The sequence below is a fragment of the Streptomyces filamentosus genome, assembly GCF_014654895.1.
Taxonomy (GTDB): domain Bacteria; phylum Actinomycetota; class Actinomycetes; order Streptomycetales; family Streptomycetaceae; genus Streptomyces; species Streptomyces filamentosus.
On sequence record NZ_BNBE01000001.1, the window covers coordinates 1601565 to 1627619 of the forward strand.

Consider the following 26055-nt stretch of genomic DNA (forward strand, 5'->3'; position numbering starts at 1 on the left):
GATGGTTGCGTGAAGGACTGGTTCCGCTTTCGTGCGGGCCGGACGCCCCCCTGCCTCCCGGGCGGTCGCGGATGCCTTCCGGACAGCTATACAAGGTGCGTATACACGCCGTGTACAGTGACGCCATGTCCATCGGTCACACCCTTCTCGGCCTCCTCGAATCAGGCCCCCGCCACGGTTACGACCTCAAGCGGGCCTTCGACGAGCGGTTCGGCCACGACCGGCCCCTGCACTACGGCCAGGTCTACTCCACGATGTCCCGCCTCCTGAAGAACGGGCTGGTCGTCGTCGACGGCATCGAGCCCGGCGGCGGCCCCGAACGCAAGCGGTACGCCATCACCGACGCCGGCATCACCGACGTCGCCCAGTGGCTCGCGACCCCCGAGAAGCCGGAGCCGTACCTCCAGTCCACCCTCTACACCAAGGTCGTCCTGGCCCTGCTGACCGGCCGCGCCGCCGCCGAGCTCCTCGACACCCAGCGCGCCGAGCACCTGCGCCTGATGCGCGAGCTCACCCGCCGCAAGCGGGACGGCGACCTCGCCGACCAGCTCATCTGCGACCACGCCCTCTTCCACCTGGAGGCCGACCTGCGGTGGCTGGAACTCACCGCCGCCCGCCTCGACGCGCTCGCCGCGGAGGTGCGCCGATGACCCTCCTCCAGGCCCGGGGACTGACCAAGGCGTACGGCCCCACCCCCGCGCTCTCCGGCGCGGACTTCGCGCTGCGCGCGGGAGAGGTCGTCGCCGTCATGGGTCCCTCCGGCTCCGGCAAGTCCACCCTGCTGCACTGCCTCGCGGGCATCGTCCGCCCCGACGCCGGCACCCTCACCTACGACGGGCGCGACCTCACCGCCCTCTCCGACACGGCCCGCAGCGCCCTGCGCCGCACCGACTTCGGCTTCGTCTTCCAGTTCGGCCAGCTCGTACCCGAGCTGACCTGCGCGGAGAACGTGGCCCTGCCGCTCCGGCTGAACGGCGAGAAGCGGAAGGCCGCCGAGGCCCGCGCCGTCGAGTGGCTCGCCCGCCTGGAGGTCGACGGCACCGCGGGCAAGCGCCCCGGGGAGATATCGGGCGGCCAGGGCCAGCGCGTCGCCGTGGCCCGCGCCCTCGTCACCGCCCCGCGCGTGATCTTCGCCGACGAACCGACCGGCGCCCTCGACTCCCTCAACGGCGAACGGGTCATGCGCCTGCTCACCGAGGCGTCCCGGGACACCGGCGCCGCCGTCGTCCTCGTCACCCACGAGGCCCGTGTCGCCGCCTGGTCCGACCGCGAGGTCGTCGTCCGCGACGGCGCGGTCCGGGACCCGGAGCGGATCGCGTGACCCCCCGCACCTGGGGCCGCGACCTGGCCCTCGGCGCCCGCTTCGCCGCCACCGGCGGCCGCTCCGGGATCCTGCGCACCCTGCTCACCGCGGCCGGCGTCGGCTTCGGCGTGGCCCTGCTCCTCCTCGCCTCCTCGCTGCCGAGCATGCTCTTCCAGCGGGAGGTCCGGGAGGCGGCCCGCGCCGCCGACGCCTCCCACGAGGTCGCCGACCCCCGCCCCGACACCTTCCTCCACTACACGCAGTACAGCTCCTACCGGGGCACCGGCCTCAGCGGCCTGCTGCTCAAGCCGGAGGGCCCGAAGGCCCCGGTGCCGCCCGGGACGACGAGGATGCCCGCCGAGGGCGAGATGTTCGTCTCCCCCGCCCTCGCCGACCTGCTCGCCTCCCCCGACGGCGCCCTCCTGAGGGAACGGCTGCCCTACAAGGCCGTCGGGACGATCGGCGAGGCCGGACTCATCGGCCCGAACGAGCTGCGGTACGTGGCCCACGCCGGCTTCCTCACCCCCGACAGCTACGACGGGCGCGCCGAACGCTACGGCTGGTCGGTGCCCGAGGAGCCGACCAACTCCTTCCTGCTGCTGCTCGTCGTCATCGCGTACGTGGTGCTGCTGCTGCCGGTCCTCGTCTTCATCGCCACCGCCGCCCGCTTCGGCGGCGAACAGCGCGACCGCAGGCTCGCCGCGCTCCGCCTGGTCGGCGCGGACAACGCCACCACCCGGCGGATCGCGGCCGGCGAATCGCTCGCCGGGGCGCTGCTCGGCCTGGTCTTCGGCGCCGGACTCTTCCTGGTCGCCCGGCAGTTCGCCGGGACGGTGGAGATCTGGGACGTCAACGCCTTCCCGTCCGACGTCGTCCCGGAGACCGTCCTCGCGCTGCTCGTCCTCGCCGTGGTGCCGGTCGCCTCCGTCGCCGTCACCCTGCTCGCCCTGCGCGGGGTCGCGATCGAACCGCTGGGCGTGGTGCGCGCCGCGACCCCGCGCCGCCGCCGGCTGTGGTGGCGGCTGCTGATCCTCGCCGCCGGGGCCGCGCTCCTCGTGTCGGCCGTCGGCGGCGTCCGGATCGACGAGACCGAGATCGACGCCCTCCCCATCGGCGCCGGCACCGTCCTCGTCCTGATCGGCCTGACGGGGCTGCTGCCCTGGCTGGTGGAGGCGGCCGTGAAGCGGCTGCGCGGCGGCCCGGTCTCCTGGCAGCTCGCCGTGCGCCGGCTCCAGCTCTCCAGCGGCACCGCGGCCCGCGCGGTCAGCGGGATCGTGGTCGCCGCGGCCGGGGCCGTCGCGCTCCAGATGCTCTTCCAGGCGATGGAGCAGGACTTCACCTCCAGCACGGGCCACGACACCACCCGCGCCCAGCTCCAGACCTCGCTGGACGCCCGGGACGGCGGCGAGGCCCGGCGGGCCATCGCGCGGCTCTCCGCCGTCCTGGGGGTCACCGGCGCGATCGGCACCGTCGACGCGTACGTCCACCGGGCCGGCCCGCTGAAGCCGGGCGAGGAGTTCGCGCCGATCGCCCAGCTCTCCGTCGGCGACTGCGCCTCGCTGCGCGAGTACGCCGAGCTGCCCTCCTGCGCGGACGGCGACGTCTTCGTGGTGCTGCCGCCGAAGGGCGCCACCGACGCCCCCGACGCGGGCCGGGTCGGCGAGACCGCCCGCCCCGGTGCCCGGGTCGCCCTCCGCGACCCGCAGAAGCACGAGGCGGCCGTCCCGCTGTGGCGGATCCCGGAGGACGCGCGGACCGTGACGTCCCGCCGCGACCCGGCGGGCCTGCTCCGCTACGGCGTCTTCGCCACCCCGAAGAGCATCGACGCGAGCCGCCTGGACGACCCGAACGCCGTGGTGCTGGTGCGGCTCGACCCGGCCGTCGCGGACGCGCCCGAGCTGGTGCGGAACGCGGCCCTGGCGATCGACCCGACCGCCACCGTCAACGGCCTGAGCGACACCGAGCAGAGCTCCCGCTTCCTCAGCGTGCGCACCGGCATCCTCGTCGGCTCGACCCTGACGATGCTGCTGGTCGCGGCCTCGCTGCTGGTCGCGACCCTGGAGCAGCTGCGGGACCGCAAGCGGCTGCTGTCCTCGCTGGTCGCCTTCGGCACCCGCCGCACCACCCTCTGCTGTTCGGTGCTGTGGCAGACGGCGGTGCCGATCGCGGTCGGCCTCGCCCTCGCGGTCGCCGGCGGCCTCGGCCTCGGCTCGGTGCTGCTGGCGATGACCGGCCAGCAGGTGCGGGACTGGTGGGTCTTCCTGCCGGTCGTCGGCGTCGGCGCCGGGCTGATCGCGGCGGTGACCCTGCTGAGCCTGCCGCTGCTGTGGCGGCTGATGCGCGCGGACGGGCTGCGCACCGAGTAACCCTCCGACCGTACGTACGAGACGGGGTGCGCGGAGCGGGCGCGGGTTCCTGATGCCGGGGGGTTTCGGGAGCCCGCGCCCCGGCGCGTCAGGAAGCCGCGTCCAGCACCCGTACGGGAAGGGCGGTCAGTTCCTCGCGCAGGGCCCCGGCCAGCTCCTCGAACTCGGCCTGGCGGGCCGCACCCGCGCGCATGGCGAGGGCGACCCGGCGGGTGGGCGCGGGGTGGGCGAAGGCCCCGGTCCACAGGGCGGTGTTGCGGGCCGTCTCGACGGTGACGGCGGTGCGCGGCAGCAGCGTCACGCCGAGGCCGCCGGCCACCAGCTGCACGAGGGTGGCGAGTCCGGCGGCGGTGGTGGTGACCTCGGGCCCGTCGGCGCGGCCCGCCTCCCGGCAGATGTCGAGGGCCTGGTCGCGCAGGCAGTGCCCCTCGTCGAGGAGGAGCAGCCGCTGCTCCTTCAGCGCCTCGCGCGGGATGCCGTCCCGGCCCGCCAGCGGATGCCCCTGCGGGGCGACGAGCACGAAGTCCTCGTCGAAGAGCGGGAGTTCGGTGACACCGGGGACGCCCAGGGGGACGGCGAGGAGCAGCAGGTCGAGGCGGCCCGCGGCGAGTCCCTCCAGGAGGGAGGAGGTCTGCTCCTCGTGCACCTGGAGGTCGAGGTCGGGGTAGCGGCGGTGGACGAGCCGCAGCACGTCGGGGAGGAGGTAGGGGGCGACGGTGGGGATGACCCCGAGCCGCAGCACCCCGGTGAAGGGCGCCTGCGCCCCCTCGGCCTCGTCCATCAGCTCGGCGACGGCGTCGAGGACGGCCCGCGCCCGGACGGCGAGCCGCTCCCCCGCGGGCGAGAGCAGCACCTTGCGGGTGGTCCGCTCCAGGAGCTGGACACCGAGTGCCTCTTCGAGTGCCGAAACCGCGCCCGAGAGCGCGGGCTGGCTCATCCCGATGGCCGCCGCCGCGTCCCGGAAGTGGAGGTGCTCGGCGACCGCAGCGAAGGCCCTGAGCTGGGAGAGGCTGGGCTGTTTGGCGCGATGGGGAGCGTGCGGGGGGCCGTACGGGGATGCCACTGATAACCACCTTCGATCAACACGACCCACTCTAGCTATTTCCCCGATCAATGCACTGCGTGCCATGCTGTGATCCGTCCAACCCCTCATGGAAGCCCCCAAAAGGGACCCTTCCGTCTTGCAAGGAGAGCGCGTGCTCACTGTCGGTGACCAGTTCCCCACCTACGACCTGACCGCCTGCGTGTCGCTGGAGAGCGGCAAGGAGTTCGAGCAGATCGACCACAAGTCCTACGAGGGCAAGTGGCGCGTGGTGTTCTTCTGGCCGAAGGACTTCACCTTCGTCTGCCCGACCGAGATCGCCGCGTTCGGCAAGCTGAACGACGAGTTCGCCGACCGCGACGCCCAGATCCTCGGCGTCTCCGGCGACTCCGAGTTCGTCCACCACGCCTGGCGCAAGGACCACGCCGACCTGCGTGACCTGCCCTTCCCGATGCTCGCCGACTCGAAGCACGAGCTCATGCGCGACTGCGGCGTCGAGGGCGAGGACGGCTTCGCCCAGCGCGCCGTCTTCATCGTGGACCCGAACAACGAGATCCAGTTCACCATGGTGACCGCCGGCTCCGTGGGCCGTAACCCCAAGGAGGTCCTGCGGGTCCTCGACGCCCTGCAGACCGACGAGCTCTGCCCCTGCAACTGGAACAAGGGCGAGTCCACCCTGGACGCCGGCGCGCTCCTGGCCGGTGAGTGAGCATGGCCCTCGATGAGCTGAAGGCCGCCATACCGGACTTCGCCAAGGACCTGAAGCTGAACCTCGGTTCGGTCATCGGCAACAGCGAGCTGCCGCAGCAGCAGCTGTGGGGCACGGTCCTCGCCTGCGCGATCGCCTCGCGCTCGCCGAAGGTGCTGAAGGAGCTGGAGCCGGAGGCCCGGGCGAACCTGAAGCCCGAGGCGTACCAGGCCGCCAAGTCCGCCGCCGCCATCATGGCGATGAACAACGTCTTCTACCGGACCCGGCACCTGCTGTCGGACCCCGAGTACGGGACGATGCGCGCCGGCCTGCGGATGAACGTCATCGGCAACCCGGGCGTCGAGAAGGTCGACTTCGAGCTCTGGTCGCTGGCCGTGTCCGCGATCAACGGCTGCGGCCAGTGCCTGGACTCGCACGAGCAGGTCCTGCGCAAGGCCGGGGTCGACCGCGAGACGGTCCAGGAGGCGTTCAAGATCGCCGCGGTGATCCAGGCGGTCGCCGTCACCCTGGACGCGGAGGCCGTCCTCGCCGAGTAGGCAGGACTCGGTACGTACGGGAAGGGCCCCGGAGCATCGCGCTCCGGGGCCCTTCCCGTACCCCTGCCGCTTCCCCTGCCCCCGCTACTTCCTGAGCTCCGCGAGCAGCGCGAGGGCGTCCTGCGTCAGGGGGACGTCGATGCCGGAGAGGTCGGGCGCGCCGCGCTCGACGACCTCGCCGTTCATCCCGCCGAGGTAGGTGCGGTAGACCTGGAGCTCCAGGACCACCGGCCCGTCGAGGACCCGCAGGCTTCCGCCCTCCTCGCCCAGGTCGCCGAAGAAGGCCTGCTCGCCGACGCCGCCGACCGGCTCCATCATGTCCTGGTGCTTCGCGAGGGCCTCGAACTCGGGCTGCGGGTCGGTCTGCCGGTGCAGGGTGTAGCTGATGTTGACGCTCTGCTCGCGCTCGCCCGGGCCGAAGTTGACCGTGCAGGAGCTCTGGGCCAGCGCCGGCTCGTCCAGGCTCGGTCCCGAACCCTCCGAGGAACGCTCGCCCAGGACCCCTTCGAGGCCCTTCAGCGAGGCCCGCCCGCACAGCTCCCCGACCGCCTCGTACCCCCGCAGGTCCACCCCCTCCGGCTGCCGCTGCCCGCCGCCGTACGCGTACAGTCCGGCGCCCCAGAGCACCGAGGCGGCCAGGGCGCCGCCGAGCGCCCAGAGCCAGGGGCGGCGGTCCCGGGGCGGCCGGGGCGGCCGCTCCCCGGTCAGCGTCTCGGAGGTCTCGAAGGGGAGGCCGCCCTCCAGTTCGGGTTCGGATATCACGCCCGGTCCTTCCCTTCCGGGGAGCCCGGGGCCGGGGTCGGCGCCACCTGGTAGGCGGTCGCGCCGCGCGGCTCCGGCGTGCTCAGGAGCGCCGGTTCCTGGCTGTACGCCTTCAGGTAGCCGACGACGGTGTTGGTGACCGCGACCAGCGGGACGGCGACGACGGCACCGCCGATGCCGGCGGTCAGACCGCCCGCGGCGACCGCGAGGACCACGGCGAGCGGATGGACCCGCACGGCCCGGCCGAGGATGAACGGCTGGAGGACGTGGCCCTCGATCTGCTGCACGGCGAGCACCACCACGAGCACCATCAGCGCGGTGAACACGCCGTTGGTGACGAGGGCGACCAGGCAGGCGAGGGCGCCGGAGATGACGGCGCCGACGAGCGGGATGAAGGCGAAGAGGAAGATGAAGACGGCGAGCGGGACCGCCATCGGCACGTCGAGGAAGTAGAGGCCGAGGCCGATGAAGACGGCGTCGATGAGGGCGACGAGGACGGTGCCGCGGACATAGGCGGTGAGGGTCCGCCAGGCGCGCGGTCCGGCGCCCGCGACGCCGGGCCGGGCCTGGGCCGGGACCAGCTTGAGCGTCCACTCCCAGACCTTCCTGCCGTCGTGGAGCAGGAAGAGGGTGGAGAACATCGCGAGCAGTATGCCCGTCATGGTCTCGACGATGACGGTGACGCCCTGGAGGCCGGCGGAGGTGATCTGCTCGGCGTTGGAGCCGATGGTGTCGCTGAGGTTCTTGGCGATGTCGTTGATCTGCCGCTCGGTCACGTGGAAGGGGCTGTCGAGGAGCCAGCGCTTCAGCTCCTCGATGCCGTCCCTGACCCGGTCGGTGAGGTTGTCGATGTTGTCCATCACCTGCCACACCACGAACCAGCCGACCAGGCCCATGACGACGAAGCCGGAGATGGCGGTGAGGGCGGTGGCGAGTCCGCGCGGCACGCCCTTGGCCCGCAGCCAGGCGACCGTGGGCTGGAGCAGGGCGGTGACCAGGAGCGCGGCGACGAAGGCGAGGACGACGAGCTCGACGGAGCTGATGACCCGCATCAGCACCCAGACCGTGCCGGCCAGGACGAGCAGCCGCCAGCCGGCCTCGGCGGCGACCCGCATGCCCCAGGGGATGGCGGAGACCGGGTCGGGCCGGGCGGGGACGTCGGGGGCGTAGGCCGGCGGGGCGGGGACGGTGGTGGGGCCTTCGGCGGCCTCGGCCCCGGCCGGGGGCGCGGTCTCGGGCGGCCCGTACGGCGGTCCGGCCGCTTCGTCCCGCTCGGCCTCGGCCCGCCGGGCCTCCAGCTCCGTCCCGATCCGGCTGAGGCCCTGGCCCAGCCGGCTCACCCACCCTGGCACTCTCGACATCTCGCCCTTCTTCCCCCGCTCGGTCCCTGGCAACCTACACGCAGGAAGCCCCGCACCGTAGGACGGTGCGGGGCTTCCCGGGGTTGAGCGGGCGCCGGTCTAGTACCAGCGGTTGGCCTGCCAGAACGACCAGGCGCCGCAGGGGCTGCCGTAGCGGCCGTTCATGTAGCTGAGGCCCCACTTGATCTGGGTGGCCGGGTTGGTCTGCCAGTCGGCGCCGGCCGAGGCCATCTTGGAGCCGGGCAGCGCCTGGACGAGGCCGTAGGCGCCGGAGGAAGGGTTCTGCGCCCGATAGTTCCAGGTGGACTCGTGGTCCACGATGTTGCTGAAGCACTGGAACTGCGAGGCCGGGATCATCTGCCGGGCCATCGCCTTGACCTCGGAGACCGTGTAGGAGCCCTGGGCGGAGAAGCTCGACGCGTCGCGCACGGCGTCGCGGCTGGCGCGCTCGGCCTCCGCCTTCTCGCGGGCCTCCCGCTCCGCGCGCTCCTTCTCCTTCTTCTCCTGCTCGGCCTTCTCGTCAGCGGCCTTCTTCTTGGCCTCCGCGTCCTCGGCGGCCTTGAAGCGGGCCTGCTCCTCGGCGGCCTTGCGCACGGTGGCGTCCGCGGCGGCGGCCTGGACGTCGGCCTGCTCCGCGAGGGAGGCGACCTGTACCTGGGCCTGCGCGCCCGCGGGGATGTCCGCGAGCAGCGTGCTGTCGGCCGCGGCGGCCTCGAAATTGTCGTCAGAGGTGGCCTGTGCGGCGTTGCCCGTGGCAACTCCGACGACGGCGCCGACGGTGGTGACCGCAGTGGCAGACGCCACCGCGAATCCCCGGACCGAGATCCGGCTCACACGGTTTCCTTCCAGCATCGCCCGCAGCGGTGACCACGCGGGCGAAATCGTGCCCCTGGCGCTGGTCTTCGTCGTACCGGGTCACAGAAGACACGGGCCCGTGGTGCAGTGGGCGGCATACGGCGTCGATTGTGGAGTTGTGCGGTGCTGCGGTGTGACTCCGGTGAACGGAGGTGCACGGGTGCCGTATGCGGGGCCTGACGGAAGCAAGACTTTGCCGGACGCGGACGCCGCAAGGCAATTCCATGTTGCGTGTGAAAGCTCACACCCCGGTGGAGGCAGGTGTTTTGACGGATGTTGCGGACATGGGGACGCCGCCCGGCTAAGCTCCTGCGCTTCGCCGGGCGGCGCCAACTCCCGTACGGGAGCGAAAGGGTACAAAAACCCCGGACGGCCCTACAGGTGGTTGTCCTCCAGCATCTCGGTGACCAGCGCCGCGATCGGGGACCGCTCGGAGCGGGTCAGCGTGACGTGGGCGAAGAGCGGATGCCCCTTCAGCTTCTCGACCACGGCGACGACTCCGTCGTAGCGCCCCACCCGCAGGTTGTCCCGCTGGGCCACGTCATGGGTGAGCACCACCCGCGAATTCGCCCCGATACGGGACAGAACGGTCAGCAGGACGTTCCGTTCCAGCGACTGGGCCTCGTCGACGATGACGAAGGCGTCGTGGAGGGAGCGGCCCCGGATGTGGGTGAGGGGCAGGACCTCCAGCATCCCCCGGGACAGCACCTCCTCGATCACCTCGCGGCCGGCGACCGACGAGAGCGTGTCGAAGACCGCCTGCGCCCACGGGCTCATCTTCTCGGACTCGCTGCCCGGCAGATAGCCGAGGTCCTGGCCGCCGACCGCGTACAGCGGCCGGAAGACCATCACCTTCTGGTGCTGCCGGCGCTCCAGGACCGCCTCCAGGCCCGCGCAGAGCGCGAGCGCCGACTTGCCGGTGCCGGCCCGGCCGCCCATCGAGAGGATCCCGACCTCCGGGTCGAGCAGCAGGTCGAGCGCGATCCGCTGCTCGGCGCTGCGGCCCCGGAGGCCGAACGCCTCCCGGTCGCCTCGGACCAGGCGCACGTTCCCGTCCGCGCCGACCCGGCCGAGCGCCTTGCCGCGCTCCGACTGGAGCACCAGGCCGGTGTGCACGGGCAGCTCGGACGCCTCGGGGACGTACAGCCGCTCCTGGTCGTAGAGCAGGTCGACCTGCTCGGCGGAGAGGGCCAGCTCGGACATCCCGGTCCAGCCGTTGGCGTCCGTGATGGCCAGTTCGGCCCGGTACTCCTCGGCCAGCAGGCCCACCGAGGACGCCTTGATGCGCAGCGGCAGGTCCTTGGAGACCACCGTCACGTCGTAGCCCTCCGCCTGGAGGTTGCGCGCGACCGCGAGGATCCGGGAGTCGTTGTCCCCCAGCCGGTAGCCCGCCGGCAGGACGGAGGGGTCGGAGTGGTTGAGCTCGACCCGCAGCGTGCCGCCGAGGTCCCCGATGGGCAGGGGGGCGTCCAGGCGTCCGTACCGGATCCGGAAGTCGTCCAGCAGGCGCAGCGCCTGCCGGGCGAAGTACCCGAGTTCGGGGTGGTGCCTCTTCGCCTCCAGCTCGGTCACCACCACGATGGGGAGCACGACCTCGTGCTCCTCGAAGCGGGACATCGCCTTGGGGTCGGCGAGCAGGACGCTGGTGTCGAGAACATAGGTGCGCCGGTCGGAAAGACGGCGCTTCGTGCTGGTCACCACGGAAGGACAGACCCCCTCAGAAGACCCGTATGAGGCCGGGGTGCGACGGTGGAACCCTTGTCGCGGCGGAATGGGACCGGGATCGGACCGCCCAGCGCGGGCCGAACACCGGCCCTCCGCTTCTCCCGTACGTCACCCGCACGGTCGTCCTGGTGCAAGGGGCCTCCCGGGTGGCGGTCTCCGTGCCGCTCACTTCACCAGGCTTATGCCCTCGAAAACTCCTCGCCATGCCACGGCGGGCGACGGCGTGTTCATGAACGTCCGGTGACTTCCCCGGGACCTGAGGGGGGCTCGGCTCAGGAGCCGTAGCGCCGGTGCCGGGCGGCGTAGTCGCGCAGCGCCCGGAGGAAGTCGACCTTGCGGAAGGCCGGCCAGTGGACCTCGCAGAAGTAGTACTCGGAGTGCGCGCTCTGCCAGAGCATGAACCCCGACAGGCGCTGCTCGCCGCTGGTGCGGATGACCAGGTCCGGGTCGGGCTGCCCGCGCGTGTACAGGTGCTCCTGGATGAGGTCGATGGAGACGGTCTCGGCCAGCTCCTCGAAGCTGGTGCCGCGCTCGGCGTGGTCGAGGAGGAGCGAGCGGACCGCGTCCGCGATCTCCTGCCGGCCGCCGTAGCCCACGGCGACGTTGACCAGTATCCCGGCGTTGGTGCGGGTGGCCTCCTCGGCCTCCTTGAGGACCGTCTGGGTGCGGGCCGGAAGCAGGTCCATGGTGCCGACGTGGTGGACCCGCCAGCGGCCGTCGGCGGCCAGCGCGCGCACGGCGTTCTCGATGATCCCGAGCAGCGGCACGAGCTGCTCCTCGGGGCGGTTCAGGTTGTCCGTGGAGAGCATCCAGAGCGTGACGACCTCGACGTCGGTCTCGGCGCACCAGCCGAGCAGCTCCTGGATCTTGTCCGCGCCGGCCTTGTGCCCCTGCTCGGGCGTCCCGCCGGACGCCTTGGCCCACCGACGGTTCCCGTCGAGGATGACGCCGATGTGCTTGGGCACCTGATCGTGGTCGAGTCGGCCTTCCACCCGGCGTGCGTAGAGCCCGTACACCAGGTCGCGCAGGTTCACTGTTCTTTACCCTCCATGGGCGGGCGGTTCGCAAGCCGCCACACTACTGCGCACGGATGAAGGGTCCCACTCCGGGCGTGTCACAACTCCGTACGGGACTGTCACAAGTCCGTGATAAGCAGAGATACGTGACTGATTCCCCTCTCTACCGCGCCGCAGCGGAGCGCTACGACTCCATGGAGTACCGGCGCTCGGGCCGCAGCGGGCTCAAGCTCCCGGCCGTCTCCCTCGGCCTCTGGCACAACTTCGGCGACGACCGCACGCTCGACTCCCAGCGGGCGATCCTGCGCCGCGCCTTCGACCTCGGCGTCACCCACTTCGACCTGGCGAACAACTACGGCCCGCCGCCCGGCTCCGCCGAGCTGAACTTCGGCAAGATCTTCGCCCAGGACTTCGCGCCCTACCGGGACGAGCTGATCGTCTCGACCAAGGCCGGCTACGAGATGCACCCGGGCCCCTACGGCGAGTGGGGCTCCCGCAAGTACCTGCTGTCCTCGCTCGACGCCTCCCTGAAGCGGATGGGCCTCGACCACGTCGACATCTTCTACTCGCACCGCTTCGACCCGGAGACCCCGCTGGAGGAGACCATGGGGGCGCTCGCCTCCGCGGTCCAGCAGGGCAAGGCGCTGTACGTCGGCGTCTCCTCGTACAACGCGGAGCAGACCGCCGAGGCGGCGCGGCTCCTGAAGGAGATGGGCGTCCCGGCCCTGATCCACCAGCCCTCGTACTCGATGATCAACCGCTGGATCGAGGACGACGGCCTGCTCGACGCCCTGGAGACGGCCGGCATGGGCTGCATCGCCTTCGTGCCGCTGGCGCAGGGCCTGCTCACCAACAAGTACCTGAAGGGCATCCCGGAGGGCTCCCGGGCCACCCAGGGCAAGTCCCTCGACCCGAACCTGCTCTCCGACGAGGTGCTGCGGCGGCTGCGCGGCCTCGCGGACATCGCGGAGCGGCGCGGGCAGTCGCTGGCCCAGCTGGCGCTGTCGTGGGTGCTGCGGGACCCGCGGATGACCTCGGCCCTGATCGGCGCGTCGAGCGTGGCGCAGCTGGAGGAGAACGTGGCGGCGCTGGCCTCCGCCCCGCTCACCGACGAGGAGCTGAAGGAGATCGACTCCTTCGCCGTCGACACCGAGGGCACCAACATCTGGGCCCGCCGGGGCTGACGCCCGGGAGGTCGACGCCGGAAGGTCTACGCCGGAAGGCCGACACACCGGAAGGCCGACACCGGGAGGAGAAGAAAAACGGGCCGGTCCGTGGGGGGGATACGGACCGGCCCGAGGGGGGGGTTCCACCATAACCCTTCGCCAGTCGCGCCGCGTGCCACGCGCGGCCGATAAAGGGGGTGGTTTTCGCCGGACCCCAAGCGCCACAAGGGCTCCGAGCCCTTGTGGCGGTTTTGTGCCCGGCGTGGCGGCGGACTTCCGTCCCTCCCACGGGGGAACCTCCGGCGCCGCTCCCCCGTTGACGTCGGCCCGGCGTCCGCACCGTCCGGCGGGGGTCAGGGCACGGCGGTGAAGGCGCCGAGGGCGAGCCCCAGCAGCGCGCCGGCCAGCATGAAGGGGCCGAAGGGGATCGCGGAGGAGCGGGCCGCGCGGCGCAGCAGGACGCGCCCGAAGCCGTAGAGCGCGCCGAGGAGGAAGCCCAGGAAGGCGCCGGTGAAGAGGACGCCCCAGCCGTACCAGCCGAGGGCGGCGCCCAGCGGCAGGGCCAGTTTCACGTCGCCGAAGCCCAGCCCCTGCGGGCTGATCAGGTGCAGGGCGAGATAGCCGCCGCCGAGGGCGAGCGCCCCGAGCAGCGCGTGGCGCCAGGAACCGGCGTCGTACGGGAGGAGCTCGGCCGCGCCGAGCAGCAGCGGCACGGCGGCCGCGAGCGGCAGCGTCAGCCCGTCCGGGAGCCGCTGCACCCGGACGTCCACGCAGGCCAGCAGCGTCCCGAAGGGCGCGGCCAGCAGCCACACCGCGAGCTCCGGGCGCGGCCCGCCGGTCGCGGCGGCCAGCAGGGCGCAGACGGCGGCGGTGAGCAGCGGCGCGGCGAGCGGGGCGGTGGTCGTCGCGCATCCGGCCCGGCCGGGCCCGCCGAGCCAGCCGCCCGCCGGACCGGCGAGGACGTGCCCGGCCGGACAGAGCTCCCGCCAGGGCTCCTCGGGCGGCACGGCGAGCCGGTACGCGGCGCGCGGGACGAGCAGTCCGGCGGCGGTTCCCCAGAGGGCGGCGAGGACGATCAGCGAGGCGTGCACGGGGCGACCTTAGGTCTAAGGTCGGACGCATGGGGCGGAGTCTGCGGGGTCTGCGGGACGGGACGGGGACGCTGACGGTGGCGGGGGCCGGGGGGCCGGTGGTCGCGCTGGAGGTGGCCGCGTCCTACCGGGCGCGGCGGCGCGGGCTGCTCGGCCGCGACGGGATCGCGGGGGCGCTGCTCCTCACCCCGGCGAACAGCGTGCACACCTTCGGCATGCGCTTCCCGATCGACGTGGCCCACCTGGACCGGTCGTTCACGGTGCTGTCCGTGGTCACCATGCGGCCGGGCCGGCTCGGCGCGCTCCGGCCGCGCTCCCGGCACGTCCTGGAGGCGGAGGCGGGCGCCATGGCCGGCTGGGGGCTGCGGCCCGGGACGCGGCTGACGGTCACGGCGGACCCGAGCCCAGCAGGGTGAAGGCGCCGTACGCCGCGGAGGCCGTCGCGAGACCGGCCAGCACGGGCGCGGCGGCCCGGGCGCGCAGCCGGGCGAGCGCGGCGGCGGGCGGCAGCAGCAGCCCGAAGGCGGGCATCATCAGGCGCGGCCGGGAGCCGAAGTACGCGGCGCCGACCAGCGAGAGCAGGACGACGCCGACCGTGTACACGAGCAGCGGCAGCGGCTGCCGCTGCCGCACGCAGAGGGCGACGAGCCACGCCAGGAGCGCGAGCGCCGCGCCCAGGCCGAGGCCGGCCGGCCGGGGCAGCCCCAGGACGAAGCGGGCGAGGGCGACGCCGCCGTCGATCGAGTTGCCCCAGGCCGCCTGCACGTCGAAGTAGGCGGACCACCTCCCCTCGCGGACCCCGACGTACGTGACGTACCCGAGCCAGCCGAGGGGCGCGAGCAGCACTCCGGCGACCGTCCGCGCGGGCAGCCGCCGCTCCCGTACGAGGGTCACGGCGGCGGTGATCCCGAGGGCCGCGATCAGCGCGGCGGCGGTGGGCCGGGTGAGCCCCGCGAGCGCGCAGAGCAGCCCGGCGAGGACCCAGCGCCCGCGCAGCACCGCGTACAGCGACCAGGCGGCCGAGGCCGTGAACAGGGTCTCCGTGTACGCCATCGACTGCACGAACGCCGTCGGGTACGCCCCCCACAGCACCGCCAGCACGACCCCGGCGCGCGCCGAGACGACGTGTTCGCCGCAGCGGAAGATCCCCCAGGCGGCGGCGAGCGAGGCCGCCCAGGAGACCAGCAGCCCGGCGCCGGCCGCGTCGAGCGGCGAGACGGCGGACAGGGCCCGCTCCAGGGCGGGAAGGAGCGGGAAGAACGCCAGGTCGGAGTGGACGTCCCCGTTCGGGAGCGTGACCTGGTAGCCGTACCCGTGCTCGGCGATCCGCGCGTACCAGACCGAGTCCCAGCGCCCGCTCAGCCGGTGGAAGCCGTCCTTGCCGCTCGCGGCGGCCGCGGCGGCGAGGACGAGCAGCCCGAGCAGCCGGGTGGCGGCGTAACCGCCGAGGGCGAGGAGGAGGGGGGACGGCCGGGTGGAAGGGGCGGGGAGGGAGGAGAGGGGGGAGAGGGAGAGGGGGGAGGGGGTGGTCGGCGGGGGCATGCGGCGATTATCCCGAGGGGCCGCGCTCGCCTCTCCTCCCGGTTGTGGCTGCCCGCCCCCGGCCCCGGCGATGGCTGCCGGACCGTGGCTGTGACTGCCGGCCCCCGGCTGCCGGCCCCCGGGCCGTGGCTAGGTGAGGAGGACGGCGGCCGTGGCGAGGAGGGCGAGGAGGAGGAGCGCGGCGGCGTACTGGCGCTTGCGGCGCGGGGAGCGGCGGGACAGGACGCGCGGGCCGTCGGGCCCGGCGATCACGTAGTACACCCGGTGGGGGTGGTCGGCGTGCGTGACGCGGGCCAGCGTCAGGTGGCGGAGGCTGACGCGGCGGCCCACCTCCCCGGCGTGCGGCTGGAGCCGGGGCTCCAGCCAGGCGACGAGGTCGGCGTCGTCGCCGGGGACGGCGGCCGGGCCCTCCGCCTCGACGCGGGTCCAGTCGCCGGGCCGGTCGGCCCAGCCGAAGCTCCGGTCCGGCAGGGAGGAGGACTCCCTGATCGCGTCCACGAGCGGTTTCCGGGCTATGACGCCCTCGGTCCACCGCACGTACCGGCCGGTGCCGCCGCAGTGGTCGTGCGGGACGGTGCCCGTCTCTCCGCAGTCGGGGCAGGACCGGGAGCCGGACCCGCCGCACTCCGCGCACCGCTCCCGGCCGCTCCCCCGGCACCCGGCGCAGGCCGCCCCCGCCGCCCCGCACTTCCGGCAGGTGACGCGCTCCGCGGTCTCCTCGTCCGGCTTCGGCCGGTCGGCCTTGCGGGCGCGGCGGCCGGTGCCCTCGCAGTCCAGGCAGCTGTCGAGCCCCCGGCAGCGCTCGCAGGGGACGTACTTCCGGCAGGCCAGGTCGCCGGCGCCGTGGCAGCGCTCGCAGCGCACCCGGCCGTTGCCGCAGGTGCACAGCCTCGCGTCGACCGAACCGCGCCGCACCAGCTTCAGGGTCGAGGCGACCGCCGGGTCCCGGGGAGCGGGCAAGGGGTGCCGGGCCAGGTCCTCGTACTCGGGCCGGCCGGACAGGTCGACGGAACCCTGGCGGAAGCGGGGCGCCTCCTCGCGGGTCTCCACGCAGCGGACGATCTCGCCCTCGACGAGGAGGTGCCGGGTGACCCGGGCGCCCTGGGCGGGGAAGGCAGCGCCGGAGGCACCGGCCTCCTTGAGGTCGCGCCGCACGGCCGCCAGGACGTCGTCATCGCTCAGCACCCCAGGACGATACCCAACTGCCCGCGGACGAAGCGCCGTTCAGCCACCCGGCCTTATCCGGAGGAACTTGGCGGACATCACCGGTCCGAGCTGCCGGACGATCCCGTGGCCGGGCTCCTGCGGGGACGGCAGGTCGCCGAGGAAGGACGTCACGATGACCTCGTCGACGTCGCTGTCGCCGCGGCTGCTCCGCTCCTCCAGGAAGTCGAGGGTCCGGCGCCAGTCGGGCGCCGCGTCGTCCGCGAGGAAGGAGCGGACGGTCCCCTGGACGACGTCCCAGAAGAAGACGTGCGGCAGGACCCCGCCCTGCCGGAAGACGTGGCTCTCGTAGGCGCCCCGGAAGGCGGGGACGTGGAGGAGGAGGTCGTGGACGAGCTGAACGCCGGGCGGATCGGCGGGGGTGAGGGGGGTGGCGGAGGGGGCGGAGGTGGCGGGGACGGTGGAGGTGGCGGGGATGGTGGGGGTGTTGGTCGGAGGACTGGTGTGCTGCATCGGCGGCCCTGCCCCGGAGCGTGGTGGTGGCGTGGTGTCGTGTCGTTTCGATCCAGAATGCTCCTCCCCCGGGATCCTGTCCCGACACTTTTGCGCTTTCCTGGGGACAACTTTCAGCGGGTTTTCCACAAGGGGTGCGAAGTGTCGCCCTTCCGTGGATCGTTGCGCATATGTACGAATCGACGGTGTACGGGTCGGCGAGGGGCGACGCGGCCGGAGGCGAGCCGACGGCCCTCGCCCGGGGCGGGGTGCTGCTCACCGGCTGGGCGCTCGCGGCGGGACGGCTGGCAGCGGATCTGCCGGGGCGCGTGGGCGGCGCCGGGCAAGGAGACGGCCTGGCGGGTCCGGGAGACCGCGCTCCAACTGCTGAGCCCGCGGCGGGTGTGCGGCCACGCCGCGGCGGCGCGCCTGCACCGGATCGAGCTCCTGGCGCCCGGACCGCCGCGGACGGCCGCGTCCCGGGCGTCCCTCCCGCCCGAGGACGTCTGTCTGCGGTGGGGCCTGCGGACGACGGCCGCGCGGACGGCCGCCGACCTGATACGGGCCGCCGGAAGCCGGGAGGAGGCGGTGACCGTGGCGGACTCGGCGCTCTCCCGCAGGGTCGTGGAGAGCGTACGGAGGGAACCGCCGGTCCGGTACGAGGAACTGGCCGCGCAACTGGCGGCCCGGGGCGCCGCGCGCCCGGACCTGGCTCCGGCTGGCGGACCCGGCCGCGGGCTCGCCGGCCGAGACCGTCGCCCGGCTGCGGATGGCCGACGCGGCCCTCGCCCCCGAGTGCCGGCCGCCGCTGCGGACGCCCCGGGGACAGGTCCTCCGCCCGGACTTCCTCTTCCGGCGGCCGGACCTGACGGTGGAGATCGAGGGCTACGCGTACCACGGCAGCCGCGCGGCCCACGAACGGGACATCGCCCGCTACGACGCGCTCCAGTCCTGCCCCGAGGTGCGGCGGGTCCTCCGCTTCACGGCCCGCGAGGTCTTCACCCGCCCCGACCGCGTGACGGCGACGATCCGCACGGCCCTGGCGGAACGGGCGGCCGCACCCGCCTGAACCCCTTCTCGGCCCCGGCCCTCAGCCCTTCAGCGCGCCCCCGCCCGTACGGGGAAAGGAGATCTCCACCCGGCGGTTCTTCTTCCGGCCCTCCTCGGTGCGGTTGTCGGCGATCGGATAGTCCTCGCTGTAGCCCCGGATGTCGTACGCGGTCCCCGGGTCCAGCTCGCGCGCCAGCACCTGCTGCACGGCGACCGCCCGCTCCTTGGAGAGCTTGAGCCCGTGCTCGTACGTCCCCAGGTTGTCCGTGAACCCGAACACCCTCACCCGCCCCGAACCCTGCGTCCGCACCTCGCTCGCGATGGCCCTGATCCGGGCGGTCGCGGCGGGACCGAGCTTCGCGCTGTTCTTCGCGAACAGCACCTCCGCCTGGAGCGCGAACGTCACGTCGACGTTCGTGTCCTCCCGCCGCTGCTCCCCGCCCTCCTCCTCCACGATCTGCTTGATGTCCAGCACCTTCGCGGGCGCGAGCGTCGCACCGTCCGGCAGCATCAGGTTCGGGGAGTTCGCGTCGATGGCGGGCGGCGGGGAGGAAGAGGTGCTGCCCGGCGGATCGTCCGCGAACGCGCTTCCCGACCCGACCGGCCCCACCGGACCCACCAAGATCACCACCACCGCGAGAGCGGCCAGTCTGTGTCGTCGTCCTGCTGTCGTCGTCGTCATCACGTCGCCTCAGGAGAGCTTGAGCGTGGCGGGTTCGAAGGTGGGCAGCTGGAACGAGACCTCGGTGGTGGAGGCGGGGGGTGCGGGGAACTGGAGGAAGACGGCGGTGGACTTGCCGGGGCCGAGACTGTCGAGCCCCGTGGTCGTCAGGGGGCGGCCGTCGGTGTCACGGAGGACGTAGTAGCGCTTCTTTCCTGCGGAGTCGACGAGGGTGGCACCGCCGAGGGACAGGCCGTGCTTCACGACCTCCGTCTCGTTGCCCCTCATTTCGCCCGGCAGGACGACCGACTCACCGGAGGGGTTCGAAAGCCGCCCCTTGATCGTAAGGAAGCCGCCCGCGTCGCGCTCCGCAGATTCGATCACCACCTCCACTCCCTTCCGGCCCTTGACGATGACCAGAGGCTCCACCGGATCTTCTGTCGGTGCCTCGGTGCTCTGCTCGGCCAGGGTCGGGGTGGGCTGCTGAGAAGACTGGGTCGCCCCGGCAGGCTTCTGCGATGCCTTGGGGCCTTCGTCGGCACCACAACCTGCGACGAACAAAGAGGCCGAGACCACGAGGGCGATGAACCCCCCTCTCATATGCGAGACGTTCATGAAGTGCGCTTCCTTTACTCGTCGTCGCCGGTCAGTCGAACGCGGAAGAGGTCATCCGCCCCGGGAAGTACAGGGGATTCCAGGTCGATCTCCCATTCCTCACCGTCACAAATGAGGGTCGAGATCGGTGTGGAATCCTCTTTCTCAGGTTCTTCGGACGGCGTGCCGGAAGGGTCCGGTCCAGAAGGTGGTGGGGTGCTCAGATCGATAGTCGGTTCAGAGGTTGACTCGGATGGGTCGAACTTGCACAGCGGCTCGATCACCGCCGTGGCCGTGGCCGTGGCGTGCTGCCCGTCCGTTCCTGGGACGATCGACTCTCCAACCGTCCCCCTGGTTTGCACGGTCACCGTGAAGCCTGAGTCCACTCTTATGCACTCTCCGGGCCGGAGCTCGGCATCGTTGAGGGCCGCGAGCGCAGCGGCTCTCTGACAGGCCCGTCCCTCGAAGTACCCCTCTTGATCACCTCGGACGAACCGCTGCCACAGGGCGGGATCATCTATCACTTCGAGCCAACCCTCCAGGAGTTGGTCACGGGCGTCCTGAGCCGCTCCGAGAGCCGCTGCGTCGGCAGCGGTCTGAACTCCGTTGCGAAGCATTGATGCCTGCCCGACAGCAAAGTAGACGAAAGCCAGGAACAGGATCCCCGCGACTACCACCACATAAGCGGGGAAAGCTTGGCCCTCGTCCCCCGAGGCACGCCTTACGTGCCGCCACCGCCTGTGATGTCGCTGATCTTCTCCCGGATCGCGTTCAGGATCGAAGTCCCGATGTCCGTACCGGTGATCGCGATCACGATCGCCACCACCACCACGATGATCCCCAGATACTCCACCGCCGTCTGCCCCCGGTCGTCCCGGGGTCTGTCAATCGAACGGTGTAACGAGGGTGGTTGGGGTTACTGTCGGACTGCGGAGAGCCGGCCGTCGAAGGTGATGTCGAAGGCGTTCAGAGCGGTCTTCCAGCGCAGGGTCCAGCGGGTCTGCCCCCTGCCGGTCGGGTCGAGCGACATGATCGCCATGTAGATGCATTTCAGGGCGGCGGTCTCGTTGGGGAAGTGTCCGCGGGCCTTGACCGCCCGCCGGATCCTGGCGTTCACCGACTCGATCGCGTTCGTGGTGCAGACGATGCGGCGGATCTCGGTGTCGAAGCGGAGGAACGGCGTGAACTCCTCCCACGCGTTCTCCCAGAGCCGGACGATCGCCGGATACTTCCTTCCCCACGTGTCGGCGAACTCGGCGAACCGTTCGAGCGCGGCCTCCTCGGTCGCGGCGGTGTAGACGGGCTTGAGGAGTTTGGCGATCTTGTCCCAGTCCTGGCGGGCTGCATAGCGGAAGGAGTTCCGCAGCAGGTGGACCACGCAGGTCTGCACGACCGTCCTCGGCCAGACGGTCTCGACCGCGTCGGGCAGGCCCTTCAGCCCGTCGCAGACAAGCATGAGGACGTCGTTCACGCCGCGGTTCTTGATCTCGGTCAGGATGTGCATCCAGTGCTTGGCGCCCTCACCGCCGTCCCCGGCCCACAAGCCCAGAATCTCGCGCCGGCCCTCCCCAGTGACGGCCAGAGCCACATAGATCGGCCGGTTGGCGACGGCTCCGTCGCGGATCTTCACGTGGATCGCGTCGATGAACACCACCGGATAGACCGGGTCGAGGGGCCGGTTCTGCCACTCGGCCATCCCGTCGAGGACCTTGTCGGTGATCGTGGAGATCGTCTGGCGCGAGACATCGGCGCCATAGACCTCGGCGAGATGGGCCTGCACCTCACCGGTGGTCAGGCCCTTCGCAGACAGCGAGATGACCATCTCGTCCACCCCGGTCAGGCGCTTCTGCCGCTTCTTGACGATCTTCGGCTCGAACGAGCCGTCCCGGTCACGGGGCACGGATATCTCCACCGGCCCGACATCGGTCAGCACGGTCTTCGACCGGGTGCCGTTGCGGGAGTTGCCGCCGTTCTTCCCGGCCGGATCGTGCTTGTCATAGCCGAGATGGTCGGTGATCTCACCCTCCAGGGCGGACTCCAGCAGCCGCTTCGTCAGCTGCTGCAGCAGCCCGCCCTCGCCGGTCAGCTGCACTCCCTCGGCCTGGGCCCGGGACACCAGCTCGTCGATCAGCCGGTCGTCCACCGCCTTCGCCGGCTGAGGCCCGTCTGCCTCGCTGATCTCGGTCTCGGCCACGTTCTCACTGGTCATCGGTGCATCCTCCATGATCGGGAGTTACACCGAACGATTTACAGTCCCTCGTCCCGGGACGACCAGTGGAGCCGGGCCTTGGTCAGGGCCTTCAGCAGCGCGTCGTTCATCGTGGTCCCCTCCGCGGTCTGACGCTTGCGCAGTCGCACGGTATGCCCGTGGTCCCTGTGGTGCACAGGGTCCCTGGAGTGGTTCGTCAGATCGGGTCTTGGGCGGGACCTTGTACTCCGGCAGGGTAGGGCCTGGGGTGGCGGGCCCGTGGGGAGTTGGGGGAAGTTTCATCGTCGGTGGCCTCATTCGCCCGCGATGGAGCCCAGGTCCGTGCCCGTGCCGAGGAAGAGGCCCGCGCCGAGGAGGATCATGGTGGCGGGGACCATGAGCGTGGTGATGACCATGGTCGCCTTGGGCACCGCCTTGGCCGCCTTGCGGCGGGCGTTCTGCGCGTCGGTGCGGCGCATGTCCTCCGCGATCTGGATGAGCGTGTCGACGATGGGCGCGCCCAGCTCCTCGCCCTGCTGGAGCGCGGTGACGAACTGGGCGACCTGTTCGGAGTCGTTGCGGCGGCGGAGTTCGTCGAAGGCCTGCCGGCGGGTGACGCCCATGTCCATCTGGCGCAGGGTGATGCGGAGTTCGTCGGACCAGGGGCCTTCGTACTTCTCCGCGACCCGTTCCAGTGCCTGGCGGAAGCCGAGGCCGGCGGAGACGACGACGGCCAGGACGTCGAGGAAGTCGGGGAGGGTGCGTTCGATCTGGTCCTTGCGGATGCGGACGGCGGACCAGATGCCGACCTCGGTCCAGAAGGCGCCGAAGGCGAAGAGGAGGGCCGCGGTGACGTAGGAGCCCTTCGTCAGCATGAGCAGGCCGCCGAGGCCGCCGAGGAAGCCGTAGACGGCCCGCCGCGCCCCGTAGCGGTCGATGGTCAGGCCGCCGGGGTTGCCCGCGAGGTCGATGCGGCGGCGGACGGCGGCGACCCGTTTGGGGCCCATCCCGCGCAGGACCGCCGGGGACCAGCGCATGCCGAGGCGGTCGACGGCGGAGTCGACCGCGCCGGTGCGGGTGGCGCCGACCTCCAGGGCGAGGCGGAGGTCGTCGGGGAGGCGGGCGTCGGCGCGGTACAGGCGGAGCCCGTACGCGAAGCCGGCCACCGAGAGGCCCGCGAGGAGGGCGAGGGCGAGTTCCAGCATCGGTGCACCGACCCCCTACACGTCGATCTTCGAGAAGCGGCGGATGACGGCGAAGCCGAGGACGTAGAGCGCGCAGGCCACGATCACCGCGCCCTGGCCGAGCGGCGAGCCGGTCATCCGGTCCAGGGCGCCCGGCTGCATGTTGTCGATGAGCAGGAGCGAGCCGAGGCCGATCACGGGGACCGCGTACGCCGTCATGCTGACCTGGGAGAGCTGGGTGCGGACCTCGCGCCGGGTCTCCTTGCGCTGCTCCAGCGTCTCGGTGAGGTTGCGGAGGGAGGAGACGACGGTGCCGCCGGCCCGGTTCGCGAGGACCAGGGTGGTGACGAGGACGACGAGTTCGCGGGAGGGGAGGCGTTCGGCCAGTTCGGCGAGGGCGTCGTCCAGCGGGGTGCCGACCGCCAACTGCTGTGCCACCTTCTCCAGTTCGTCGCCCGCCGGGGCTTCCATCTCGTCGGCCGCCAGGCTGATCGCCATCCGCAGGGCGAGACCGGCCTGGGTCGCGTTGGCCAGGATGCGGGAGAGTTCCGGGAGTTGGTTGATGAACTTCTCGATCCGCTTCTGCCGCTGCCAGTTGAGGTAACCGAGGCCCGCCCACAGCCCCATCAGTCCGCAGATCGGGCCGAAGAACGGCGACAGCGCCGCCTGCCCGACGATCCAGAGGACCGTCACCGACACCGCCAGGGCGACCGTGAACTCGCCCGGTGTCACGTCGAGTCCGGTCGCGGAGATCCGCCGTTCCAGGTTGCGGCCGAGCGCCGTGGCCCTGACCCGCCGGTCCAGGCCGCGGAAGCGGCGCCTGCGGCGGCCGGTGGCCTCGGGCGGCGCGGTGTCGTCGAGGCGGGCGACGAGCGCCGCGTGGCGCCGTGCCCCGTTCGCGTACGCCTGCACGCCGACGACGCCGAGGACGCAGGCGAGCAGCGCCGCTCCGGCGGTCAGCCAGAAGGGGTCGGTCAGCGGGCCCGCCGCGACCGCCACCAGGGCCTTCGGCACGGTCAGGGGCCCTCCCGGGTCGTCCATCAAGGGCCTCCTAGGTCGCTTCTCGGGTGGCGAGGTGGGTGTCGTCGGTGGCCACGCCGAAGGCCGGCGGTATCGGCTGGCCCGCCATGTAGAGGCGTTCGGCGACGCGCCTCGGCAGCGGGTGGTGGACGAAGCGCCCGTACACCCGCCCGTCGGCGGCGAGCGGTTCGGCCTGGAAGCGGCAGATCGTGGCGAGCAGGAACCGCTCCCGGCCGTGCGAGGCGAGGATCGCGATCTCGGTGACGCGGCGGGTGCCGTCGGGGTGGCGGGTGAGCTGCACGAGGACGTCGACGGCGCTGTTGATCTGGTCGCGCAGCGCCTCGAAGGGGACCTTCACCTCGGACATGGAGGCGAGGGTCTGGAGCCGCATCAGGGCGTCCTCGGCCGAGTTGGCGTGGACGGTGGCGAGGGAGCCGTCGTGGCCGGTGGACATGGCCTGGAGCATGTCGAGGGTCTCGCCGCCGCGGACCTCGCCGACGATGATCCGGTCGGGGCGCATCCGGAGGGAGTTGCGGACGAGGTCGCGGATGGTGACCTGGCCGCGGCCCTCGATGTTCGGCGGGCGGGCTTCGAGGCGGATGACGTGGGACTGCTGGAGCTGGAGCTCGGCCGAGTCCTCGATGGTGATGATCCGCTCGCCCTCCGGGACCAGCCCGGAGAGGGCGTTGAGGAGGGTCGTCTTCCCGGTGCCGGTGGCGCCGGAGACGATGACGTTGAACTTCGCCTGGACCAGGCCGGAGAGGAGCAGCAGCATCTGCTCGTCGAGCGAGCCGAGGCCGATCATCTCGTGGAGCGTGTAGGCGCGGGGGAAGCGGCGGATGGTGAGCGTGGCGCCGGTGAGGGAGAGCGGCGGGATGATGACGTTGACGCGTTCCCCGGAGGGGAGGCGGGCGTCGACCATCGGATTCGACTCGTCCACGCGGCGGTTGACGGTGGAGACGATCCGCTCGATGGTCTGCATCAGCTGCTCGTGGGAGGCGAAGCGGAGCGGGAGGAGTTCCACCCGGCCGGCGCGCTCGATGTAGATCTGGTCGGGGCCGTTGACCATGATCTCGGTGACGGAGGCATCTTCGAGGAGCGGTTCGAGGACGCCGAGGCCGAGGGCCTCGTCGACGACCCGGCGGATCAGCTGGGAGCGTTCGGCTGTGGAGAGGACCGGGCCCTCGCGGCTGATGATGTGCCCGAGGACGCGTTCGAGCCGGGCCCGGCGCTCGGCCGCGGCGAGCGCCGACATCTCGGTGAGGTCGATCTCCTCCAGGAGCTTGGCGCGGAAGGACGCGACCAGATGGCCGTCCTCCCGCCCCCCGCCCGCCCCGAGGGCGCCGTGCGGGTCTTGACCGGCCTGGTGGATGCGGGAGCGCAGGCTCACGGCCCCTCCTCGGGCGTCGCGGGCAGGGGCATGGTGGCGGTCCTTCTGACCGGGTCGAAGGACCAGAAGGGGACGACCTGGGGGATGTCGACGGTGACGGTGACGCTGACCTGTCCGTCACTCGACTCGGGGTCCCCAGGAGTGACGTCGAGCCAGCCGCTCGTCGCCGCCCGCGCCGCCGCCCCGCCGCTGGTCGCCTCGTCGTCGTCGGACTCCGCCCGCGCCGCCGCCCGCGCCGCCGTCCCCGCCTGCTGCGCCGCGTACGAGGCCAGCCCGAGCTGGAGCCCGGCGAGCCCGACGAGCAGCAGGACGGGCAGGAAGCCGAGGTATTCGAGGGCGACCTGGCCCCGGTCCCGGCGTCCGGACCGAGCGGGGGTACGGCTCCGAGGGGCGTCGCCCCGGAGGCCCGTGCCGCCCGGCCGGGCACGGCCCGGCCACACCCTCGTAAGCTTCACGGCCGCTCCCCCGTCCCCTCGGACACCTCGTAGACGGCTCCCGCCGTCGCCCGCGCGTCCGCGAAGCCCGCGGTGCCGGGGAAGAGGACGGGGATCCGGACGGTGGCGACGGCCGTGACCATGCCGCCGGAGACGGCGCCGCAGCCGGCGTCGCCCTCCCAGGCGCCGCCGAGGTGACGCGTGCCCGCCGCCTCGCCGTCCTCGCCGACCGCGCACGCCCGGACCGCCTCGTCCGCCGCGTTGGCCGCCAGGGTGTACGCGTACCCGACGAGGACGACCTGCCAGAGCAGGGCGAGGGTGAGGAGGATCAGCGGGACCATGCCGGTGAACTCCAGCGCCACCTGGCCCCGGTCGCCGCGCCCTCTCACCCGTGGTCGTCGCAT

At 72.3% G+C, this 26055-nt stretch carries 27 protein-coding genes and 1 pseudogene; 8 read left to right on the top strand and 20 right to left on the bottom strand.

Features of this window, described 5'->3' with window-relative positions:
* Positions 1–125 precede the first annotated feature (125 nt).
* From IE326_RS06900 to IE326_RS06910, 3 genes are read left to right on the top strand one after another with little or no spacing between them, the layout of a single operon-like run.
* Positions 126–650 carry a PadR family transcriptional regulator gene (locus tag IE326_RS06900; RefSeq protein WP_190041071.1) on the top strand — a complete coding sequence of 175 codons (525 nt, stop codon included), beginning with the start codon at positions 126–128 and terminating at the stop codon, positions 648–650.
* Positions 647–1321 (top strand): ABC transporter ATP-binding protein, encoded by a 675-nt coding sequence (locus IE326_RS06905; RefSeq protein WP_150231262.1) that lies wholly within the window; start codon positions 647–649, stop codon positions 1319–1321. The genes IE326_RS06900 and IE326_RS06905 overlap by 4 nt, the downstream gene beginning before the upstream one ends.
* Entirely contained in the window at positions 1318–3669 is a 2352-nt protein-coding gene (locus IE326_RS06910) for an FtsX-like permease family protein (protein WP_190041072.1), read from the top strand. Before IE326_RS06905 ends, IE326_RS06910 begins: the two co-directional genes overlap by 4 nt.
* An 88-nt stretch (positions 3670–3757) precedes the next feature.
* Here the strand turns inward: IE326_RS06910 and IE326_RS06915 are convergent, their stop codons facing one another.
* Positions 3758–4732: a LysR substrate-binding domain-containing protein gene (locus tag IE326_RS06915; protein WP_150231258.1), complete on the bottom strand. Its 975-nt coding sequence runs from the start codon at positions 4730–4732 to the stop codon at positions 3758–3760.
* A gap of 133 nt (positions 4733–4865) precedes the next feature.
* Here IE326_RS06915 and IE326_RS06920 point away from each other — a divergent pair, with 133 nt between their 5' ends.
* Together IE326_RS06920 and IE326_RS06925 are read left to right on the top strand one after the other, a co-directional pair.
* Complete coding sequence (locus tag IE326_RS06920; RefSeq protein ID WP_030747068.1) at positions 4866–5420, top strand: peroxiredoxin; 555 nt, start codon at positions 4866–4868, stop codon at positions 5418–5420.
* A 2-nt stretch (positions 5421–5422) separates the two neighbouring features.
* Positions 5423–5956 carry an alkyl hydroperoxide reductase gene (locus IE326_RS06925; protein WP_150231256.1) on the top strand — a complete coding sequence of 178 codons (534 nt, stop codon included), beginning with the start codon at positions 5423–5425 and terminating at the stop codon, positions 5954–5956.
* Between the two features lie 84 nt (positions 5957–6040).
* Here IE326_RS06925 and IE326_RS06930 read toward each other — a convergent pair whose 3' ends face one another.
* From IE326_RS06930 to IE326_RS06950, 5 genes are all read right to left on the bottom strand, one after another.
* Entirely contained in the window at positions 6041–6718 is a 678-nt protein-coding gene (locus tag IE326_RS06930; protein ID WP_190041073.1) for a hypothetical protein, read from the bottom strand.
* Positions 6715–8079 carry an AI-2E family transporter gene (locus IE326_RS06935; protein WP_150231253.1) on the bottom strand — a complete coding sequence of 455 codons (1365 nt, stop codon included), beginning with the start codon at positions 8077–8079 and terminating at the stop codon, positions 6715–6717. The genes IE326_RS06930 and IE326_RS06935 overlap by 4 nt, the downstream gene beginning before the upstream one ends.
* A gap of 99 nt (positions 8080–8178) precedes the next feature.
* On the bottom strand, positions 8179–8913 hold the full coding sequence (locus IE326_RS06940) for an aggregation-promoting factor C-terminal-like domain-containing protein (RefSeq protein ID WP_229915227.1): 735 nt from the start codon (positions 8911–8913) through the stop codon (positions 8179–8181).
* A 396-nt stretch (positions 8914–9309) separates the two neighbouring features.
* Positions 9310–10635 carry an RNA 5'-3' helicase PhoH2 gene (gene phoH2, locus IE326_RS06945; protein WP_150231250.1) on the bottom strand — a complete coding sequence of 442 codons (1326 nt, stop codon included), beginning with the start codon at positions 10633–10635 and terminating at the stop codon, positions 9310–9312.
* A gap of 296 nt (positions 10636–10931) precedes the next feature.
* Positions 10932–11693 (bottom strand): isoprenyl transferase, encoded by a 762-nt coding sequence (locus IE326_RS06950; protein WP_150231248.1) that lies wholly within the window; start codon positions 11691–11693, stop codon positions 10932–10934.
* A gap of 128 nt (positions 11694–11821) precedes the next feature.
* Between IE326_RS06950 and mgrA the strand changes: the two genes are divergently transcribed.
* On the top strand, positions 11822–12859 hold the full coding sequence (gene mgrA / locus IE326_RS06955) for an L-glyceraldehyde 3-phosphate reductase (protein WP_150231246.1): 1038 nt from the start codon (positions 11822–11824) through the stop codon (positions 12857–12859).
* Between the two features lie 335 nt (positions 12860–13194).
* Here the strand turns inward: mgrA and IE326_RS06960 are convergent, their stop codons facing one another.
* Positions 13195–13932: a prepilin peptidase gene (locus tag IE326_RS06960; protein ID WP_150231244.1), complete on the bottom strand. Its 738-nt coding sequence runs from the start codon at positions 13930–13932 to the stop codon at positions 13195–13197.
* 29 nt (positions 13933–13961) lie between these two features.
* On the opposite strand from IE326_RS06960, the gene IE326_RS06965 reads away from it, so the two are divergent.
* The gene (locus tag IE326_RS06965; RefSeq protein ID WP_150231242.1) at positions 13962–14348 is read left to right on the top strand and encodes a DUF192 domain-containing protein; all 387 of its coding nucleotides are present in this window, start codon (positions 13962–13964) and stop codon (positions 14346–14348) included.
* Here the strand turns inward: IE326_RS06965 and IE326_RS06970 are convergent.
* The 3 genes from IE326_RS06970 to IE326_RS06980 form a co-directional block, all read right to left on the bottom strand.
* Positions 14320–15474: a putative hexosyltransferase gene (locus tag IE326_RS06970; RefSeq protein WP_190041075.1), complete on the bottom strand. Its 1155-nt coding sequence runs from the start codon at positions 15472–15474 to the stop codon at positions 14320–14322. The two genes, IE326_RS06965 and IE326_RS06970, sit on opposite strands and share 29 nt — an antisense overlap.
* 129 nt (positions 15475–15603) lie before the next feature.
* On the bottom strand, positions 15604–16659 hold the full coding sequence (locus IE326_RS06975) for a hypothetical protein (protein WP_190041076.1): 1056 nt from the start codon (positions 16657–16659) through the stop codon (positions 15604–15606).
* Between the two features lie 39 nt (positions 16660–16698).
* Positions 16699–17151: a DUF7674 family protein gene (locus IE326_RS06980; protein WP_229915228.1), complete on the bottom strand. Its 453-nt coding sequence runs from the start codon at positions 17149–17151 to the stop codon at positions 16699–16701.
* Positions 17152–17899: 748 nt separating this feature from the next.
* On the opposite strand from IE326_RS06980, the gene IE326_RS40545 reads away from it, so the two are divergent.
* Positions 17900–18199 (top strand): DUF559 domain-containing protein, encoded by a 300-nt coding sequence (locus IE326_RS40545; RefSeq protein ID WP_229915229.1) that lies wholly within the window; start codon positions 17900–17902, stop codon positions 18197–18199.
* A gap of 21 nt (positions 18200–18220) precedes the next feature.
* Here IE326_RS40545 and IE326_RS06990 read toward each other — a convergent pair whose 3' ends face one another.
* The 10 genes and pseudogenes from IE326_RS06990 to IE326_RS07030 form a co-directional block, all read right to left on the bottom strand.
* The gene (locus IE326_RS06990; protein WP_150231236.1) at positions 18221–18862 is read right to left on the bottom strand and encodes an OmpA family protein; all 642 of its coding nucleotides are present in this window, start codon (positions 18860–18862) and stop codon (positions 18221–18223) included.
* Positions 18863–18871: 9 nt separating this feature from the next.
* Positions 18872–19270, bottom strand: a complete 399-nt coding sequence (locus IE326_RS06995) for a hypothetical protein (RefSeq protein ID WP_308440301.1) — start codon at positions 19268–19270, stop codon at positions 18872–18874.
* A gap of 200 nt (positions 19271–19470) precedes the next feature.
* A pseudogene (locus tag IE326_RS07000) lies at positions 19471–20124 on the bottom strand (pilus assembly protein TadG-related protein); the annotation flags it as partial.
* A 32-nt stretch (positions 20125–20156) separates the two neighbouring features.
* Positions 20157–20324, bottom strand: coding sequence for a Flp family type IVb pilin (locus tag IE326_RS40550; protein ID WP_229915426.1), 168 nt, complete (start codon positions 20322–20324; stop codon positions 20157–20159).
* Between the two features lie 27 nt (positions 20325–20351).
* Entirely contained in the window at positions 20352–21644 is a 1293-nt protein-coding gene (locus tag IE326_RS07005; RefSeq protein ID WP_229915230.1) for an IS256 family transposase, read from the bottom strand.
* Positions 21645–21937: 293 nt separating this feature from the next.
* Positions 21938–22825 carry a DUF5936 domain-containing protein gene (locus IE326_RS07010; protein ID WP_150233077.1) on the bottom strand — a complete coding sequence of 296 codons (888 nt, stop codon included), beginning with the start codon at positions 22823–22825 and terminating at the stop codon, positions 21938–21940.
* Positions 22826–22843: 18 nt separating this feature from the next.
* Positions 22844–23848, bottom strand: coding sequence for a type II secretion system F family protein (locus IE326_RS07015; RefSeq protein WP_150231228.1), 1005 nt, complete (start codon positions 23846–23848; stop codon positions 22844–22846).
* 10 nt (positions 23849–23858) lie between these two features.
* Entirely contained in the window at positions 23859–25217 is a 1359-nt protein-coding gene (locus IE326_RS07020) for a TadA family conjugal transfer-associated ATPase (RefSeq protein ID WP_150231226.1), read from the bottom strand.
* Entirely contained in the window at positions 25214–25672 is a 459-nt protein-coding gene (locus tag IE326_RS07025) for a TadE/TadG family type IV pilus assembly protein (RefSeq protein ID WP_268982954.1), read from the bottom strand. The genes IE326_RS07020 and IE326_RS07025 overlap by 4 nt, the downstream gene beginning before the upstream one ends.
* Complete coding sequence (locus IE326_RS07030; RefSeq protein WP_150231224.1) at positions 25669–26055, bottom strand: TadE/TadG family type IV pilus assembly protein; 387 nt, start codon at positions 26053–26055, stop codon at positions 25669–25671. Before IE326_RS07030 ends, IE326_RS07025 begins: the two co-directional genes overlap by 4 nt.

Excerpts from the sequence above, each read along its gene's own strand:
- IE326_RS06980 (WP_229915228.1), bottom strand. The coding sequence starts at position 17,151 with ATGCAGCACACCAGTCCTCCGACCAACACCCCCACCATCCCCGCCACC.
- IE326_RS07030 (WP_150231224.1), bottom strand. The coding sequence starts at position 26,055 with ATGCGACGACCACGGGTGAGAGGGCGCGGCGACCGGGGCCAGGTGGCG.
- IE326_RS06970 (WP_190041075.1), bottom strand. The coding sequence starts at position 15,474 with ATGCCCCCGCCGACCACCCCCTCCCCCCTCTCCCTCTCCCCCCTCTCC.
- IE326_RS06965 (WP_150231242.1), top strand. The coding sequence starts at position 13,962 with ATGGGGCGGAGTCTGCGGGGTCTGCGGGACGGGACGGGGACGCTGACG.
- IE326_RS06925 (WP_150231256.1), top strand. The coding sequence starts at position 5,423 with ATGGCCCTCGATGAGCTGAAGGCCGCCATACCGGACTTCGCCAAGGAC.
- IE326_RS06990 (WP_150231236.1), bottom strand. The coding sequence starts at position 18,862 with ATGACGACGACGACAGCAGGACGACGACACAGACTGGCCGCTCTCGCG.
- IE326_RS07005 (WP_229915230.1), bottom strand. The coding sequence starts at position 21,644 with ATGACCAGTGAGAACGTGGCCGAGACCGAGATCAGCGAGGCAGACGGG.
- IE326_RS06935 (WP_150231253.1), bottom strand. The coding sequence starts at position 8,079 with ATGTCGAGAGTGCCAGGGTGGGTGAGCCGGCTGGGCCAGGGCCTCAGC.
- IE326_RS06900 (WP_190041071.1), top strand. The coding sequence starts at position 126 with ATGTCCATCGGTCACACCCTTCTCGGCCTCCTCGAATCAGGCCCCCGC.
- IE326_RS07015 (WP_150231228.1), bottom strand. The coding sequence starts at position 23,848 with ATGGACGACCCGGGAGGGCCCCTGACCGTGCCGAAGGCCCTGGTGGCG.
- IE326_RS06905 (WP_150231262.1), top strand. The coding sequence starts at position 647 with ATGACCCTCCTCCAGGCCCGGGGACTGACCAAGGCGTACGGCCCCACC.
- IE326_RS40545 (WP_229915229.1), top strand. The coding sequence starts at position 17,900 with ATGGCCGACGCGGCCCTCGCCCCCGAGTGCCGGCCGCCGCTGCGGACG.